This window comes from Synechococcus sp. CBW1107 (assembly GCF_015841355.1).
Taxonomy (GTDB): Bacteria; Cyanobacteriota; Cyanobacteriia; order PCC-6307; family Cyanobiaceae; genus Regnicoccus_A.
The window spans coordinates 1878374-1896523 of the sequence record NZ_CP064908.1 but is presented as its reverse complement, the minus strand read 5'-3'; the positions used below and the strand labels follow the sequence as shown (position 1 = coordinate 1896523).

11 protein-coding genes are annotated in these 18150 nt (G+C 64.6%); 6 read left to right on the top strand and 5 right to left on the bottom strand.

Going from position 1 to position 18150, the window contains the following annotated elements:
• Together glsA and alaS are read right to left on the bottom strand one after the other, a co-directional pair.
• On the bottom strand, window positions 1–1863 hold the full coding sequence (gene glsA, locus I1E95_RS09810; protein WP_197161828.1) for a glutaminase A: 1863 nt from the start codon (window positions 1861–1863) through the stop codon (window positions 1–3).
• 95 nt (window positions 1864–1958) lie between these two features.
• Window positions 1959–4649, bottom strand: a complete 2691-nt coding sequence (gene alaS / locus I1E95_RS09805) for an alanine--tRNA ligase (RefSeq protein WP_197161825.1) — start codon at window positions 4647–4649, stop codon at window positions 1959–1961.
• Window positions 4650–4682: 33 nt separating this feature from the next.
• Here alaS and I1E95_RS09800 point away from each other — a divergent pair, with 33 nt between their 5' ends.
• The 6 genes from I1E95_RS09800 to I1E95_RS09775 all read left to right on the top strand — a co-directional run bounded on the left by I1E95_RS09800 (window position 4683) and on the right by I1E95_RS09775 (window position 12590).
• On the top strand, window positions 4683–5147 hold the full coding sequence (locus I1E95_RS09800; RefSeq protein WP_197161822.1) for a hypothetical protein: 465 nt from the start codon (window positions 4683–4685) through the stop codon (window positions 5145–5147).
• 147 nt (window positions 5148–5294) lie between these two features.
• Window positions 5295–8408 (top strand): DEAD/DEAH box helicase, encoded by a 3114-nt coding sequence (locus I1E95_RS09795; RefSeq protein WP_197161819.1) that lies wholly within the window; start codon window positions 5295–5297, stop codon window positions 8406–8408.
• A 7-nt stretch (window positions 8409–8415) separates the two neighbouring features.
• Window positions 8416–9720: a diacylglycerol kinase family protein gene (locus I1E95_RS09790; RefSeq protein ID WP_197161816.1), complete on the top strand. Its 1305-nt coding sequence runs from the start codon at window positions 8416–8418 to the stop codon at window positions 9718–9720.
• Between the two features lie 8 nt (window positions 9721–9728).
• The gene (locus I1E95_RS09785; protein ID WP_197161813.1) at window positions 9729–11093 is read left to right on the top strand and encodes a metallophosphoesterase; all 1365 of its coding nucleotides are present in this window, start codon (window positions 9729–9731) and stop codon (window positions 11091–11093) included.
• Window positions 11094–11123: 30 nt separating this feature from the next.
• Window positions 11124–11669, top strand: coding sequence for a molybdenum cofactor biosynthesis protein B (gene moaB / locus I1E95_RS09780; RefSeq protein ID WP_197167370.1), 546 nt, complete (start codon window positions 11124–11126; stop codon window positions 11667–11669).
• Window positions 11670–11726: 57 nt separating this feature from the next.
• Window positions 11727–12590, top strand: a complete 864-nt coding sequence (locus I1E95_RS09775; protein WP_197161810.1) for an MOSC domain-containing protein — start codon at window positions 11727–11729, stop codon at window positions 12588–12590.
• 43 nt (window positions 12591–12633) lie between these two features.
• Here I1E95_RS09775 and I1E95_RS09770 read toward each other — a convergent pair whose 3' ends face one another.
• From I1E95_RS09770 to I1E95_RS09760, 3 genes are all read right to left on the bottom strand, one after another.
• Window positions 12634–14586 carry an alpha-amylase family glycosyl hydrolase gene (locus tag I1E95_RS09770; protein WP_197161807.1) on the bottom strand — a complete coding sequence of 651 codons (1953 nt, stop codon included), beginning with the start codon at window positions 14584–14586 and terminating at the stop codon, window positions 12634–12636.
• A 343-nt stretch (window positions 14587–14929) separates the two neighbouring features.
• Window positions 14930–15805 (bottom strand): HAD-IIB family hydrolase, encoded by an 876-nt coding sequence (locus tag I1E95_RS09765; RefSeq protein WP_197161804.1) that lies wholly within the window; start codon window positions 15803–15805, stop codon window positions 14930–14932.
• 69 nt (window positions 15806–15874) lie between these two features.
• The gene (locus I1E95_RS09760; RefSeq protein ID WP_197161801.1) at window positions 15875–18013 is read right to left on the bottom strand and encodes an HAD-IIB family hydrolase; all 2139 of its coding nucleotides are present in this window, start codon (window positions 18011–18013) and stop codon (window positions 15875–15877) included.
• Between the last annotated feature and the right edge of the window lie 137 nt (window positions 18014–18150).

Here is an 18150-nt window from a genome sequence, read left to right as displayed (position 1 = left end):
TCACAGATGTTCCATCAAGGTGAGCTGGTAGCTGGTGAGAGCAAGCTTGGTGCCCAGATCACGGGTGAGCGCCAGCAACAGCTCCGTGACGGCATCGGGCTCCCACTGGCGCAGGTTATCGAAATCGTGGCGATCGAGCACCCAGCAGCTGCCGTCGAGATCCGCTGTGACATTGGCTGTACGGGGTGTGCCGGAGAGGAAGGCAATCTCCCCAAAGCACATCCCCGGCTCGAAGGTGGCCAATCGGGATGCATAGGACTGCCCGTCATTGCCGCGCAGTTCGACGGTGATGGTGAAACGCCCCTCCCGAACCAGAAAAAGCTCATGGCCGGAATCACCCTTCCTGACCACGTACTCCCCCTTGGCGAAGTTGCGGCATTGCATCAGATCGGCCAGGGTCTGACGGTGGGTGGGTTGCAACATGCCCAGAAAGCCGAGCGTCTGATCGATCTCCGTACTGAAGGGAGGATTCGGATTCTCGTCTTTGGTGGAGTCCAGCAGCAGGTCTTCGGCACATTCCAGGGCCTGATCCAGCTGCTCGAACTGGGGCATCTCCTCGACTCCCCCGGCCACGCTGAGTGATCGGGGAAGGTTGAGATGGCGGGCCCTGGCCATCAGCACGATCACTCCCCGGCGCCGCAGGGAGGTGAGTTCATGCAGGAACAGCCCCCTGGACTCCTCTGGAAGTTCCGTGACATGGGCCACATCCAGCACGAGGATCCAGGCATCAGCCATGATCTCGCTGAGCTCGGAGAGCAGCCTCTCGATCGCGGCGAAATCGAGCACACCCTGGGTATGCACGATGCGGACTGCGTCTCGCCGCTCCTGCAGCAACTTCGCCTGATCCGCCGCGCGCCAGCGCCGCGACTGGCGCTGGGAGCCTTTATAAGAGCGCCGGATGGTGGAACTGGTCTGGGGATATTGGTTGAAGAGACTGAGGCCGAGGCTGTCGGAGAGCTCATTGCAGACCGCAATGCCGCGCACACTGTTGCCGAGCGCATCGAGCGACGGGGAATAGGTGGCGATCCCGAGCCGGCCGGGCACCACCGCGAGCACACCACCACCCACGCCACTCTTGGCCGGCATGCCGACGTCATAGAGCCACTGACCGGCAAAGTCGTAGGTGCCGCAGGTGGCCATCAGGGCCAGCATGCGAACGGTGATCTCTGGCGTGAGTGGCCTGGATCCGGTGAAGGGATTGTGACCCTGACAGGCCAGGGTGGCGGCCATCACCGCGAGATCATGGCAGGTGACCGTGATCGAGCACTGCTTGAAATAGAGGTCGAGAGCGTTTTCCGGATCATCCTCGATGATTCCGAAATTACGCAGCAGGTGACCGATCGCCCGGTTGCGGTGACCAGTGGCACGCTCGGACTGGAACACCGCCTGGTCGATGCTGAGGCGACGCCCGGCCAGCTCACTGAAGAAGTCGAGCATCAGGGCTTCGGCCTGATGCGGATCATGATTCCAGATCTGCGCCGTGGTGGCGATGGCCCCGGCGTTGATCATCGGATTGCGGGGACGGCCCGTCTTCTGATCGAGGCTGATGGCGTTGAAGGCATCTCCAGATGGCTCCACCCCCACCTTCGTGGCCAGGTAGTCGTCCGAGAACAACTTCAGGGCGAGACCATAAGCAAACGGCTTGGAGATCGACTGGATCGTGAATGGCTTGCGGGTGTCGCCCACCTCATAGATGCGTCCATCCACCGTGGTGATGCAGATACCGAAATCCGAGGGATTCGCTTTGGCCAGCTCCGGGATGTAGTCGGCCGGAGCCCCTTCCTCCAGCAGGGAATAACGGCGATGGAGGTCCGCAAGCAGCCCCTGAATCACATCGGCGGTGCTGCTGGGAGTATCCATCATGCGGTCAGGATCCAGCGGGGCATGAAAAGCTGGACAGCAGTGATACCAATCCCCAGCCAGGTCGTCGGTCTGTAGCGGGCGCTACATGAAGCCGATCACGACAGCTGGCTGATCAGGTCGGTGCGGGCCTGGTCCAGGGCCGGGTCGAGGGCGGCGGCATCGCGCCCGCCCGCCTGGGCCAGCTGGGGGCGACCGCCGCCACCGCCGCCGCAACGCTTCGCCACCACGGCGATGAAGCTGCCGGCCTTCGGCCCTGCAGTGATCACCTCGGCGCCAAAGGCCGCCACCAGCACCAGCTTGGCTGGATCTTCAGGAGCGGGCAGGCCGCCCAGCACCACTGCCCCGGCTGATCCCAGTCTCTCCTGGAGTTGCTGGGCGGCCGTCTGCAGGGCGGCTCCCTCCACCCCATCCAGCCGTGCCACCAGCACCCGGAAGGTCCCCATCTCGAGGGCGTCGGCGGCCAGGGCCGATGCCCTGGCGAGGGCCAGTTCGGAGCGGGCCTCAGCCAGCGCCCTGGACGCGGCCCTCAGCTCGTCCTGGAGACTGCTGACCCGCTCGAGGATCTCACCGGGCTGCACCTTGAAGCGATCCCCCAGGGCCCGCACCACCGTGTCCCGTTCCTTGAGATAGTCGAGCACCGCAGGACCGGCCACGGCCTCGATGCGACGGATGCCGGCGGCCACACCGCTCTCGCTGACGATGCGGAACAGTCCGATTTCCGCGGTGTTGGCCACGTGGGTCCCGCCACAGAGCTCCATCGACACCCCTGGCACATCGACGACTCGAACGGTGTCGGCATACTTTTCACCGAACATGGCCACAGCCCCCGCCGAGCGGGCTCGCTCCAGCTCCATCTCGCGCACCTCCAGGGCATGGGCATCGGCGATCCAGCCGTTGATCCGCTCCTCGATCCGCTCCAGATCCTCCGGGCTGATGGCGTGGGGGCAGTGGAAATCGAAGCGCAGCCGCTCGAAATCCACCAGGGAGCCGGCCTGGGCGATCGAGGGATCCACCAGTTGCTTCAGGGCCGCCTGCAGCAGATGGGTGGCGGTGTGGTGGGCCTGGACCCGGCGGCGGCAGGAGCGGTCCACCAGGGCGGTCACGGTGTCACCCAGGGCCAGCTCGCCACGCTCGATCCTGCCGTGGTGGACGATCAGCTTGCGCTGGTGACTGACAGCCTCGATGCGCACGATCACGCCGGTCTCGGGGCCCTGCCCAGGCGCCCCACCCGCCAGCACACCGCGATCACCGATCTGGCCGCCCGATTCGCCATAGAACGGAGTGGAATCCAGCACGATCTGCACCTCATCTCCCGCCAGGGCCTTCTGGGACGCCTGCCCGTTCACCACCAGGGCCATCACCTGGCTGGGGTGCTCCAGGGCCTCGTAACCGCGGAAGTCGGTGGCCGGCAACTGCTCGGCCATGGCCTCGATCGCCCCCTGCAGGGTGAGATCGAGGCGGACCGACGCGGCCTTGGCACGCTGGCGCTGGGCCTCCATCGCCGCCTCGAATCCCGCCAGATCCACTGCCAGCCCGTGCTCCTCGGCGATCTCTTCAGTGAGCTCCAGGGGGAAGCCGTAGGTGTCGTAGAGCTCGAAGGCCTGTTCACCGCTGATCTGGCTTGGCCCCGAGGAGAGCACCTCCGCGAGCAGTTTCTCGCCGCGCTCGAGGGTTTCCAGGAACCTGGCCTCCTCCCGGGCCAGCTCGGCCATGATCGCGTCGCGACGCTCCACCAGCTGGGGATAGGCATCCACCATCAGGGCAATGGCCGCCTCCCCCATCGCCGTGAGGAAGGGGGTGGTGATGCCCAGCAGGCGTCCATGGCGCACCACCCGCCTCAGCAGACGGCGCAGGATGTATCCCCGACCCAGATTGGAGGCGGTCACCCCGTCGGCGATCAGCTGAGTGATGGCGCGGCTGTGGTCCCCGATCACCTTCAGGGAGGTCTGTCCGCGGGCGTCGAGCTGGCTGTAGTTCACTCCCGCCAGGGTGGCGGCGGTTTCGATCAGGGGATAGATGAGGTCGGTTTCATAGTTGTTCGGCACCCCCTGCAGGATCTGGGCCATGCGTTCCAGGCCCAGGCCGGTATCGATGTTCCTGTTCTCCAGCGGCGTGAGGTTGCCCTCAGCGTCGCGGTTGAACTGCATGAAAACCAGGTTGTAGAACTCGATGAACCGGTTGTCATCCTCCAGATCGAGATGGTCGACGCCAAGCTCGGGCTTGAAGTCGTAGTAGATCTCGGAACAGGGGCCGCAGGGTCCTGTCGGGCCCGACACCCAGAAGTTGTCGGCCTCCCCCAGGCGCACGATCCGCCGGGGATCGACCCCCACCACATCACGCCAGATCGCCTCGGCTTCGTCGTCGTCGCGAAAGACGCTCACCACCAGATGCCCCGGTTCCAGGCCGTACACCGTGGTCGCCAGCTCCCAGGCCCAGGTCATCGCTTCGGTCTTGAAGTAGTCGCCGAAGGAAAAGTTGCCCAGCATCTCGAAGAACGTGTGATGCCTGGCCGTGCGGCCCACGTTCTCGATGTCATTGGTGCGGATGCACTTCTGGCTGCTGGTGGCTCGCGGCGCCGGGGGTTGCGTCTGCCCCAGGAACACCGGCTTGAACGGCAGCATCCCGGCGATGGTGAGCAACACCGTGGGGTCGTCGGGCACCAGTGAGGCGCTGGCCATGCGCCGGTGCCCCCTGGCCTCGTAGAAGGCCAGAAAGGCCTCGCGGATCTCGGCACCGCTGTGGGGGCGGGAGCGCCGCCCGGAGCGGCTGGAGGTGGTGGCAGCCATGGCCGGACGAGGCAGATCAACCCTGAAGAGGGCATGATCGCCCAGCACAGGCCCTTACCGATTCGCGCTGTCCCCGTGCCCGCCCTGACGGCCCCAACCGACCATCGCGCCCAGCTGCGGCTGCAGTCGATCGCCTGGGCTTTGCTGGCGGGCGCCACCGCCCTGGCCCTGGCCCTGGTGCTGGGACTGAGACCGGCCCTGCGGGCGGGGGGTTGTGGCTTCTTCTACGGCCTGCTGGCCTTCCACCTGCAGCGGGTCGATCCAGACGACAGCCATTTGCAGGCGGGGCTGGTGGGGGCGGTCTGCGGCATCCGCAGCCTTGGCACCAGTCCCGAGCTGCCGTCCGTCGGGGAGCTTCTGGGCGAGGGGGGGCTGCGCCTGCTGCCGGGGCTGGCTCTGGAGCTGCTGCTGGTCTGGCTGCCGCTCTGGCTGCCCCTGGCGGGCAGTGCCCTCGTGCTTCAGGCCCTGCAGCGCTGGCTGCCGCCTTTGCGGCCTTAGCTGCAGCCTCGGGGCGCACCATCCGGCAGAGTGCCCTGGGAGTCGCTCCGCTCATGCGAGCCGAGGCGATGTCCGTGGTCGATGTCCGTGGTTGCTGCCGGTGTTCACGATGCGACGCCACACCTGGTCTGAGCGGGCTCAGAGGCCATGACCCTGCTGCACGCCACCTGGCTGTCGGCCGAAACGTCCGCCGTGCCCGCCCTGGGGGGCGGCTACCGGCCGGGGCTTCTGCTCTGGGCCGACACCTGGCGTGTGGCGGAACCCCGGACACCGGCCAGCGAGCCGCCCGGGCACCCCCTCAGCCTCGACCAGGACGACCTGGGCGCCTGGTTGGAGGAGACGGACCTGTGGACGGAGGATTTCCGCCCGGCGGGCGCCACCCTCTGCCTGCCCAGCCGCCGCCAGGGGGCCAGGGGGAAAAGGAAAGCCGACAGCAGCAGCTGGAGCGGCCTGCCCCTGCAGGCGGGCGAACCGATCCCGAAATCGGTGGAGTGGTGGCCCTGGCGGGTAGAGGGCTGGTGGCTCGAGCCGGGCGCTGCCACCGTCTGGCTGGGACGACTGCCCCTGTCGGGAGACCATCCCGATCTGGCCGATGACCTGCGCTGGTGGAGCCACCTGCAGCGCTGGTCGCTGAGCCTGCTGGCCCGGGGCCGGCTGCTGCCCCAGGTGGAGGGAGGCCGCGCCCGCTGGCTGCCCTTGATCAACCGTGAAGACGACCGGCGCCGCCTGGAGGATCTGGCCTCGCGTCTGCCCCAGGTGGCGGTGGCGGCCCTGGAACCCGGACAGGGGGAGGCCGGTGTGGCGATGGCGTGCTGGCATCCGGGGTCCGGGCGGCGGCGGCTGGCCTCGATCCTCACGCATCTGGTGGATGCGCGCATGCGTGCGGGCTTCACCCCCAGCCAGGACGGTCTGGATCCGCTGCTGGCGGCCTGGCAGAGGGCCCTCGGCCCCGGTGACGGCCGCCTCGATCTCGGGGACGACGACTGCGAACGCCTGCAGGTGGCCACTCACCACTGGCGCGAAGCGGTGGCTGGCCGGGTCGAGCCGGCCCGGGCCTGTCTTGAGCTCGACACCCCCGACGAGGGTGAGGATCTCTGGCCCCTGCGCTTCAGCCTCCAGGCCGAGGCCGATCCCAGCCTGCTTCTGCCCGCAGCCGGGGTCTGGGCCGCCGGGGCTGGGTGCTTGCAGCTGGGTGAGACCGAACTCCAGCAGCCCGGTGAACTGCTGCTGGAGGGCCTCGGCCGGGCCCTGCAGGTGTTCGAACCGATCGAGCGGGGGCTCGACACCGCCACACCGGAGCGAATGGCCCTCACCCCGGCCGAAGCCTTCGTGCTGGTGCGCACCGCCGCGCTCAAACTGCGCGATGTGGGCGTCGGCGTGGTCCTGCCCCCCAGCCTCAGCGGCGGTCTGGCCAGCCGGCTCGGCCTGGCGATCGAGGCCGACCTGCCCGAGCGCTCCCGGGGCTTCAGCCTCGGCGAAAGTCTGCAGTGGAGCTGGGAGCTGATGATCGGCGGCGTCACGCTCACCCTGCGTGACCTGGAGCGACTGGCTGGCAAGCGCAGCCCGCTGGTGCAGCACAAGGGGGCCTGGATCGAGCTGCGTCCGGGTGATCTGCGCAACGCCGAGAAGTTCTGCGGCCTCGATCCGGTCCTCAGCCTCGATGACGCCCTGCGCCTGACCGGCAACGAGGGGGAGACCCTTCAGAGGCTGCCGGTGCACCGCTTCACGGCCGGCCCGAGGCTGAAGGCGGTGCTGGAGCAGTACCACCAGCAGAAGGCCCCCGATCCCCTGCCGGCCCCCGAGGGCTTCGCTGGTCAGCTGCGGCCCTACCAGGAGCGCGGCCTGGGCTGGCTGGCCTTCCTGCACCGCTTCGATCAGGGGGCCTGCCTGGCCGACGACATGGGTCTGGGCAAGACGATCCAGCTGCTGGCCTTCCTTCAGCACCTCAAGGCGGAGCAGGAACTGAAGCGGCCCGTGCTGCTGGTGGCCCCCACCTCGGTGCTCACCAACTGGCTGCGCGAAGCGAAGGCCTTCACCCCGGAGCTGAGCGTCGTGGAGCACTACGGCCCCCGGCGGCCCTCCACACCCGCCGCCCTGAAAAAAAAGCTGGAAGGGGTGGATCTGGTGCTCACCAGCTACGGACTGCTGCAGCGCGACAGCGAAGTGCTCTGCAGCCTCGACTGGCAGGGGGTGGTGATTGATGAGGCCCAGGCCATCAAGAATTCCTTGGCCCGGCAATCACAGGCAGCCCGCGAGCTGGCCCGGCCCCTCAAGCAGAGCCGCTTCCGCATCGCCCTCACCGGAACGCCGGTGGAGAACCGGGTGAGCGAACTCTGGGCCCTGATGGATTTTCTCAACCCGAAGGTGCTCGGGGAAGAGGAGTTCTTCCGCCAGCGCTACCGCCTGCCGATCGAGCGTTACGGCGACATGGCCTCGGTGCGCGACCTCAAGGCGCGGGTCGGGCCGTTCATCCTGCGCCGGCTCAAGACCGACCGCTCGATCATCTCCGATCTGCCGGAGAAGGTGGAACTGAGCGAGTGGGTGGGGCTCTCCACCGAACAGGCGAAGCTCTACCGCCGCACCGTGGATGAGACCCTCGATGCGATTGCACGGGCACCGCTGGGCCAGAAGCACGGCCAGGTGCTGGGCCTGCTCACCAAACTCAAGCAGGTGTGCAACCATCCGGCCCTGATGCTCAAGGAAACCGAGGTGGGCGATGGCTTCAGCGCCCGCTCGGCCAAGGTGCAGCGCCTCGAGGAAATCGTGGAGGAAGTGATCGACGCGGGCGACCGGGCTCTGCTGTTCACCCAGTTCGCCGAGTGGGGTCACCTGCTGCGGGTCCACCTGCAGAAGCGCTTCCACCAGGAGGTGCCCTTTCTGTATGGCAGCACCAGCAAGGCGGAACGTCAGGCCATGGTGGATCGCTTCCAGGAGGATCCGCGCGGTCCGCAGCTGTTCCTGCTCTCGCTCAAGGCAGGCGGCGTGGGTCTCAATCTCACCCGAGCCAGCCATGTGTTCCACATCGACCGCTGGTGGAACCCGGCGGTGGAGAACCAGGCCACCGACCGCGCGTACCGCATCGGCCAGACCAACCGCGTGATGGTGCACAAGTTCATCACCAGCGGCTCGGTGGAGGAGAAGATCGACCGGATGATCCGCGAAAAGGCCCGCCTGGCCGAGGACATCGTCGGCAGCGGCGAGGAGTGGCTGGGTGGCCTCGACCCCGGTCAGCTGCGCGACCTGGTGGCCCTGGAGGAGTGATCCGGCCATGCCCAACGCCCTGGCCCTGCTGGCCGGCGAAGACCAGCTCAACACCCTGATCAGCTTCCTGGCCAGGCACCAGGCCTCCCTGGCGGGGTTCCCCCTGCTGGCGCCGGCGGAGCTGGCCGATGTGCTGGCACGGGATGGTCGCACCACCTCCCTGGCGGTCAGCCCCCTGGCAGCGCTGGCGGCCGGCGGCGACATCCAGCTCGCGGAGAGGGTTCTCTCCGGCGAGGTGAGCGCTGTGCTGTTCTTCGTGGACCCGGCGGCTCCCCCGGGCCGCACGCCGGATCTGAACCTGCTGCTGCGGGCCTGCAGCCTCACCGACACGGCCCTGGCCCTGAACGCGGCCACCGCGGAGCTGGCCCTGCGCGGGCTGGCCCGCAGCCGCCTGGCCTATCTGATCTTCAACCCGGTGGCCGGTCAGGGGGATCCCAACCAGGATCTGGCCCTGATCCGCACCATCCTCGAGCCTCAGATCCTGCTGCAGGTGGTGCTGACCAGGCCGGACCGCGACCCCGCCGACCAGACCCGGGAACTGGTGGACATCGTTCAGGCCCGGCCTGCCACCGAGATCGGCGAGGTCATGATCCTGGCCTCAGGCGGGGATGGCACCGTCTCGGCCGTGGCGGGTGCGGTGATGGAGGCCGGTATTCCCCTGGGGGTGATCCCCCGCGGCACCGCCAACGCCTTCGCCACGGCCCTGAACATCCCCATCGACCTGGAGGCCGCCTGCCTGACGATCCTGGCCGGGCAGACCCGGGTGGTGGACGCAGCCCGCTGCAACGGCACTCCGATGGTGCTGCTGGCGGGAGTCGGCTTCGAAGCGGGGATGGTGGACCGGGCCACCCGCGACCTCAAGACCATGCTCGGTCCCCTGGCCTACGTGCTGGCCGGCGCGCAGCAGCTGGCCAGCCAGGAACCCTTCCAGGCCAGGCTCGAGATCGATGGCCAGGTGACGGAGCTCCAGACGGGCGCCATCACCGTGGCGAACGTGGCGCCGGCCACCTCGGTGCTGGCCCAGGGCTTCGGCCGGGTGATCCCCGACGACGGCCTGCTCGAGATCACCATCGCCTCCCCCACGAACCGGCTGCAGGGCCTGAACACCTTCGCCTCGCTGGTGGCGTCGGCGGTGGTGCGCTCCCCCACCAACCGGCCCGATCTGCTCTGTCTGCGCGCACGGTCGATCACGATCAGCACCGATCCCCCCCAGAAACTGGTGATTGACGGCGAACTGCTGGAGGCCAATCCGATCAGCATCACCTGCCTGAGCGGGGCCCTCACCGTGTTCGCCCCCCTGCCCGTGAGCTGAGACCCGCGATGACCCTGGCGTCCGAGGCGAGCATTGCCGCCAAGATCGAGCGCATGGATGCCAGGGTGCGGCGGGGCCACCCCGCCCTGAGGCGTCGCGGCATCGACCAGACGCGGCTGGCCATCGCGTCGGCACCCGACGGCGACGAGGCCTTCAGCTTCCTGGCCCTGGGCGACAGCGGCTCCGGCCGCTGCGGACCCGGCAGCCCGCAGCGGCAGGTGGCCGAGCTGCTCCAGGCCCAGCGTGATGGTGTGGGGTTTGTGCTCCACACCGGCGATGTGGTGTACCTGGTGGGCTCCAGCGAGCAGTATCCGCGCAACTTCATCCAGCCCTACAGGGAATGGCTGGTGGGCGGGGACGACTGGCGCAGCCTTCGCTTCGACCGGCTCACCTTTCGCCTGCCGTTCCTGCCGGTGCCCGGCAACCACGATTACTACGACCTGTCGGTGCCGCTTCTCCTCCTGGCCGGGATCTCGAGCCCTGTGCGCCGGCTCCTGCCGAGGATCGACTTCGATGTGGGGCTCCATGGATCGCGCGTGGGCGAGGCCTATGCCCGCGCCTTCCTCGACGGGCTGGCCGCGCTTCCGGAGGAGCGGCTCGGGGGCCACCTGGACCGGCATTACACCGCCACCCACGACGGCCATCGCTGCCTGGACTACCGCCCAGGCCAGTTCACGCGCCTGCCCAACCGCTACTACACGTTCCGCTGGGCGGGCGTCGATGTGCTCGCCCTCGACTCGAACACCTTCGATCGGCCTCCACCCCGGGCCCGGGAGGACTCCGGCGAGGACGCCGCGGACGGCGCGCAACTGGCCTGGCTGCGGGAGACCCTGGTGGCGTCGTGGCTGAATCCACGGGTTCGGGGCCGGATTCTCGTTCTGCACCATCCCCCCTACGCCACCGAGGCCAGCAAGTGGCAGGAACCGCAGACCCTGGCGGTGCGCCGGCATCTGCGCGCCGTGCTGGATCAGGTGGCCGCCCGGGTCGGCCCGGCCACGGCCCGGCGGCCTCTGCTGAATCTGGTGCTCACCGGCCATGCCCACTGCCTGGAACTCCTGCGCAGCGGCTCCACCGGCCATGGCGACAGCCACATTCCCTGGCTGATCTGCGGCGGCGGTGGCTACAGCCTGCGCCGCCAGCGGGCCCAGGGGAGCACGCTGCTGGAAGGCCCACCGGGTGAGGAGCGGATCGTGGCCCACTCCGAGCTGTTCGTGGGGCGCTCGGGCCATGGCAGCAAGCTCCGGCGCCGCTTTTCCGCCCTTCGGGTCGACGTGGCGGCCGGGTCACCGCTGCGGCTCACGCTCACGCCGCTGCTGGCGGAACAGGTGTCGGGGCGCTGGCGCAGCGGCCCCATGGAGCCGATCACCCTCTAGAGAAGAGAGGTCCGCCGTCCGATGCCCTCGGTGTCCCTCGCCATCGCCCTGCTCACGGTCTCGGATCGACGCAGCGCCGATCCGGGCAGCGGTGATCCCTCCGGTGATGCCCTGCTGCAGCGGCTGGAAGCCGCGGGCCATCGCCTCGCCGAGCGGAAGCTCGTCCCCGACAACCGCTACGTCATCCGCGCCGTCGTCAGCGGCTGGATCGCCGATCCCCGCGTGCAGGTGGTGATCAGCAGCGGCGGCACCGGTCTCACGGGCCGGGACGGCACACCGGAAGCGGTGGCACCCCTGCTCGACAAGACGATCGATGGCTTCGGGGAACTGTTCCGGGTGCTCTCGTTCGAGGCGATCGGCACGAGCACACTGCAGAGCCGGTGCCTGGCGGGGGTGGCCAACGCCACGATCCTCTTCGTGCTGCCCGGCTCCCTCGATGCTGTGAGCACCGCCTGGGACCGCCTGATCGGTGCCCAGCTCGAGAGCAGCACCCAGCCCTGCAACCTGGTGCAGCTGCTGCCACGCCTGGGTGAGGACCCGCTGCGTCCGGCCACGGCGCCGAAAGGTGTGGGCTGAACCTCGTCAGGGCGATGCGGCGGCTGGAATGAGCCGTCACTGAAAGTGGGCGCTGAGATGGCGGAGCGACGAGCAGTGCCGCAGATCGAGAAGCCGCCCGTGGGCGAACGGGTGGGGCAGGTGGAGGCCATCTGGCGCTACCCGGTGAAATCGATGCTGGGGGAGCGGCTGCCCACCGCCAGCATCGGCAGGTCAGGCCTCTGCGGCGACCGGGCCTATGCCCTCTGGGACCACGACACCGGCCGCGTGGCCAGCGCCAAGAATCCGCGGCTCTGGAAGGACCTGCTGAGCTGCAGCGCCCGCTACGTGGAACCCCCGCTCTCTGGGAAGGCGCCGCCGGCGGTGGCGATCACGACCCCCGCAGACACCATGCTCAGCAGTGATCCCGAGGTGAGCGCGAGGCTTTCCGACTGGCTGGAGCGCCCGGTCAGCCTGCTGGATCAGCCGCCGGAGGGCGCCAGCCTGGATCAGTACTGGCCTCCGGTACCTCAGAGGGCCTTTCAGGATGTGGTGAATGAACTGGTGCTGCCCAGCGGCACCTTCTTCGATTCCTGCCCCCTGCACGCCATCACCACCGCCACTCTGGAACGGCTTCGGACGCTGGAGCCCGAGCTCGATTTCGCTGTGGAGCGGTTCCGCCCGAACCTGCTGATCCAGCCGGAGAGCGGCGACAGCGGCTTCCTCGAGGAAGCCTGGATCGGCTGCACCCTTCGCCTCGGCCGGGAGCTGCGCCTGCGGGTCGATGACGGCTGTCCGCGCTGCGTGGTCACCACCCTCAGCCAGGGTGATCTTCCAGAAGACCTGGAGATCCTGCGGGCCACGGCACGTCACAACAAGGTGGTAGCCGGCATCCGCCTGAGCGTGGTCACACCTGGTGAGGTCCAGGTGGGTGATCCTGTGGTGCTGGAGAGTGAGACCTGAGCCAGCCTCGGCTTGGTTCAGGCTCTGATCAATTCTCTCTGAATCAATTCTCGCTCAGCCAATAGAACTGTCCACCCTGCAAGGCAATGCAACCCTCGTACTGGGAGGGCCGCACACCACTGAAAAGGTCCACATAATTTCCGCGGGGGTTGATGCCATAACGGCTGTAGCTCTCCAGCTCCAGGCGCTGGGGATGATCATCGAAGTTCGCCACCACGAAGACCTTGTCTGAGGTCCTCAGCGGGTTGAAGCGGAGATAACAGAGGAGATGCTCGTTGTCCGAGTGCAGCAGCTCACGGTTGTTGAAGTCTGCAAAAGCCGAGATCTCCTTTCGAATGGAGATCATCCGCTTCATGGCCGTGAAGATCCTGCATTCCACGGAGCCACGCTGATGCCGAAGCGCTGCCTTCTCCCAGTCGATCTTGGAGCGATGCACCCAGCGACTGTCATTGGCCTTGCTCGGGTCACCGCTGTAGCTGTAGTCGTTGAGCAGGCCCAGAGCATCACCGTTGTAGAGGAGAGGGATCCCGCCGAACGACATGATCACACTGTTGAGCAGCAGGATCTTGCTGATGGCACGGTCGATCCTGGCCTGATCTCCACTCTCGAGGGCAGACTCAAGCCCGGCCAGGGACGCCAGGGACCCACAGATACGCGCATCTCCGGTGAACTCATTGCGCATGAACACCAGCCCCCTGGATGTATCGTCATACTTTCCACTGAAATAATCGATCAGGAACATTCGATGGGAATGAGGCTCATAACCCACAGCCGAAATATCTCGATCATCAAAGCCAAAGCCAATATCGTCATGACAGCGCACATAGGTCAGCCAGGTGGCACGATCCAGCTTGGAAGGAAGGCTCTTGATGCCCTCACGCAACAACTTCGTGTTCTTGGTTGCGATGCCGTCCCAGAGGAGGGCCATCAACGTGGCATTGTAGGCAATTTCACATTCTTTGGCAACAATCGCATCTTCTCCAAAATATTTTGCCAGTTCACCAGGAGCGACAATGGCTTCCGCAATGAAGAGAACGCCAGGAGCCGTGACCTGGCAACAGTCCTTCAGGAGCTGCAGGATCAGATGTGCCTTTCTCTCGTTCTGACAGGTTGATCCCATCTTTTTCCAGAGGAATGCAACGGCGTCAAGGCGCAGAACATCCACGCCTTGATTGGCCCAGAACAGAACGATCGCGAGGATCTCGATGAAGACGTCCGGGTTGCGATAGTCCAGATCCCACTGGTAGTCGTGGAAAACGGTCATCACCCAACGCCCCATCTCCTCATTCCAGGTGAAATTTCCAGGATCCGTTTCAGGGAAAACCTCTGGCATTCCCTGCTCGAAGACGTCGGGGACCGAGCGGTCTTCAAAGGTGAGATAGTAGTTCTGATAGTGAGGGTCACCGGCCTTGGCCTTGAGCGCCCATTCGTGCTCATCCGAGGTATGGTTGAGCACGATATCAAGCACCAACAGGATGTCGTTTTTCCGGAATTGCTCCGATATTTTCTGAAAATCGTTGAGATCACCCACCCTGCCATCAATTTCCCGGAAATTACTGATGGCATAACCGCCATCGCTCTTGCCGATTGGACACTTCAAAATGGGCATGATGTGAACCATGTTCACACCCAGCTCCTGAAAATAGCCAATTTTATTGGCTAGATCAGCCAGGTTTTCAGCAAAGCCGTTGGTGTACAGGGCCATGCCCACCCATTTCTGCGACAGGAACCAGTTGTGGTCCTGCTCGCGACTCATGTCCAGCCGCTCGGACTCCTCTGATCGGTAGATATAGCCTTCGGCCATAGTTTCAACCAGGCGCACCATCTGGGCCTGAAAATCGTCGCGGTCGCCATAAAGAGTGGAGAACAGCGAATGAATAGCATAAAAGTTCGCGCCCAGTCTTGTGTAGAAATGACGGAGGTTCTGTCGCTTGATTTCCGGTCTGAGTTCGTCCAGAATCGAGTTCAACAGTGAATGAGAGATCTGTTCGTACATCAGAGAATCAACAGTTGAACAAAAAGAATCTGGAGGGAGGGCTGGAACCCAACCCGCGCCGGTCGGAGGTGACTTGGCCGCCTGGCGTGACCGGCAGCGAGTTCAGAACCGAGAAGCATCCTCCGAAAAGGATAGAAAGAAGCACCAACAGTTCGTGCGTCTAAGTTCCGAACAGGTGTTACTGAGCGGGCAGAGGAAGCGGGTGGAGCAGGAGGCCGAGGCCGACAGTCGGACAAGCCCCAACCGATGACCATGGGGGCGAAGATCAGGGACGTGGGTCGGGGAAAGAATCCTTCAGAGGTGTTGGCGCACGCCTCGACGAGGGCCCCATGCCTATGAAGGGTCAGGTGATCCAGTCCTTCGTTTCGGGATGATAGTGAACCAGACCTTCCAGAATCCCAGCGCTGTAGTTTCCATTCATGCCCAGGAAGTTACCCTTGGCCAGATACAAGAAGTCTGCTGTACTGCGATCCCGTGAACTGGCTTCAGCCTCTCGAATCACATCCGGATGGGCATTGGCCACCAACACGGAAGGAACTGAACTCACCAGAACCGGCAGGTCATTGCCGCTGTCACCCGCAAATACAGTGTTGGTGGTCGTCACGCCCAGGCTCTGCATCAGGAATTCCACCGCATGAAGCTTGGTGGCCCGCTGAGGCAGGACATCGAGCAGACCCACTTGCGCCTGCTCATCCACGCTGTAGATCAGACTTGAATGAGCCCCCAACTCCTGGAGCCTGGCTCCCATGTCCTGCCGAAGCGTATCAAGATCGAAACCGAGTGGAAGGTAGTAACTCACCTTGTAACGGCTCTGCCGAGCAGGCTCCTGAAGCACAAGGCCATGGATCGAGGTGAGGGCCTCAGCGATCTGCTCGTTGACGAGTCGAGGCCAGTCCAGGGCGATGTCCTCCTCCCAGGCACTGGACTGGATCCAGGTGGTTGGGTCCTTGTTTTGTCCCTGATCATTCCCTTCACCCGCCTCGTTCAACTGATAGAGCTTGCTGCCCACATCGCCGATCACCCAGTCAGGCCTGGGAATGCCGAAGTCCGTGATGGCCTGCTCAACCAGGGCCAGATCCCGGCCCGACACGTAGGCCAGCGTGACCTCCGGGCGGGAGGCCACCGCAGCAAACCGCTCACGGGCGTGCGGCGACTCCTCAAGATCACCGTTGGGCAAAAGGGTGCGATCAAGGTCGGTACAGATCAGGAGCTGGGTCATGAAAAAAGCTGAAGCATGGACTGGAACACTCGTGATTGATCAGGGGACAGCCAAACGACTCATGGCTGGTCAGAAAAAACCATAGTGGCGGATCGCTTCAAGAATTCCCCAGGCATGGGCGCCATTGGCAAAGTAAACCTGTTCATTCTCACTGAGGTTGGAGAGCTCTTCCTGGTGGCGGTTGGCTACAACAACACCGAGCGTATTACCACGTAGCATGTCAGCATCTCCTCCCGATCCACCCGTCACCAAGGTGCGGTCAAGAGGAATATTGTATTGACTGGCGACATAACGTAAAGCCTGACCTTTCGAGGCTCGCGCAGGAACGATATCGAGATACTGGCCGAACGACAACGTCGCATTCACTGAAAGCTCCTGTTGCCTGAGCAAACCCAGAATCTCGTCCAGCGGCGGAGCGATTTGGGCATCATAAAAATACGACACCTTGAAGCGGCTCTGTTCATTCTTGGGCTGTGGTGAAAGCCCTGGCAGGGATTCCAGGGCTCGACGCAGCACCTGGGGTGTCCAGGAGTGATCAATGTGGTAGCTCCAGGCGATGTCGGCAAACAACTCCGAGGTGTAATAGATCTCCGTCCCCAGGCTGGTGATCAGCACATCGGGCGTGGGGATACTGTTGCGTTTGAGGATGGTCAGCACGGAATCCAGGCGCCGGCCCGTGGCGATGCCGAAGAGGAACTGGCGGCGATGGGTTCGCACCACCTTGGCGAACTGCTCCAACGCTTCCGCATCGCCAAGAAGGGTGTTGTCGAGGGCGGTGAACAGCGCCCGATTCCGGTAGCTGCTGAATTGGTGGGTCGACGGAACCTGTGTCAGCGGCTTTCGCTTGGAGACCAGCGGCTGCACCATGGCCAGGTAGGCCTTGGCGTGAGCCTCCCAGGAGTAGAAGCGGGCAATGTTGCGCAGACCATTGCTAGAGAACTCCTGCCAACGCGCCGGCTTCTGAAGAATGGAGAGCAACGCATCAGCGATGGCCTCACGGCTGAGCGGATCCACCAGCAGGCCGTTGCGGCAGTTGCCGATGATGTCGACAGGACCGCCGTTCTCGGTGGCCACCAGGGGCAGTCCGCTGGCGGCGGCCTCCAGGAGGGTGAGTCCGAAAGGCTCGGTCAGGGCGGGATTCACGAAAACTCCCCTGGAGGCCGCCGCCAGGCGGTAGATCTCAGGAACGTTCTCAGCAGAGTGATGCTTGGGGAGGGCTACTTTTCCGTAAAGCTCATAGACATCAATCACCCAGAGCAATTCAGTCAACACCGACTGAGCCCCATCATTGAGCTCGCGGATGTCATCGCGGTTGCCGGCCACGATCACAAGATTGGCCAGCTCCTGCAAGCTCTTGGTCTGGCCATAGGCCTCAAGCAACGAAACAATGTTCTTGCGCTCGTCCGGCCGTGACAGCGCCAGGATCATCGGCTTGGCCGGATCACGCAGAAACAGGTTGAGCGTGTTCTGAAACGCCCGCGATTCAGCAGGCTGGCCCTCGATGGGGGGATGGAACTGCTCGAGATCAGTCCCCGGCGGAATCACCGCCATCTTCTCAGGAGTGTAATAATCATAAAGCTCATATTGACTTTCGATCTCATTGCGGGTGCTGGTGATCACCAATTCAGCACAACTCAATGTATCTTCCTCAGCGCTGATTCGCGCCTGCATGTGATAGCGCTGCTCGATCTGCTCAATGCCCATACCCACGGCAAGAAGGCGACGGTACTTATCGCGACCAAGGGAGTGGCCTGTATGCACCAGTGGCAGTCCTGTGAGATTCGCCAGACGGACTCCTACATATCCGGCATCGGCATAGTGGGTATGGATGACGTCCGGAAGGCGCGACTGCTCACTCAGCCAGGTGTAGAGATGGTCAGCGAAGCTGTCCATGTGTGGCCAGAGCTGCTCCTTCGGTATGTACTCATCTGGTCCGGCCTTGATCCGGACGATCTGAAGATTCTCGGAGAGCTTCTCAACGGGAGCTTTGTAATCAGGGCTGATGGCCTCATCGACGACCAGCCGTGTCACCAGATCAACCCGCTCGACCCCCTCCTGCCTGGACAGAGCCTTGGCGAGCTCCACAACGTATTTTGTTTGTCCCCCCGTATCGGCATCTCGACCGAGCTCGAGATCCTGCCCTCGAATCAATCCATGCACACTGATGAGCAGAATATAGAGACCACTGGTACTGGCCGTATCTACCATGATTGCCCGGAAGAAAGTGATTCAAATAAGCTTGTCAACCGACCGACAAGGACTGCATGGCAGAAACCGCCCTTGTCAATCACCATGAACACTGATGCAAAAATCAAAACTCAGAGAGGGAAGCATGCGGAAAGCAC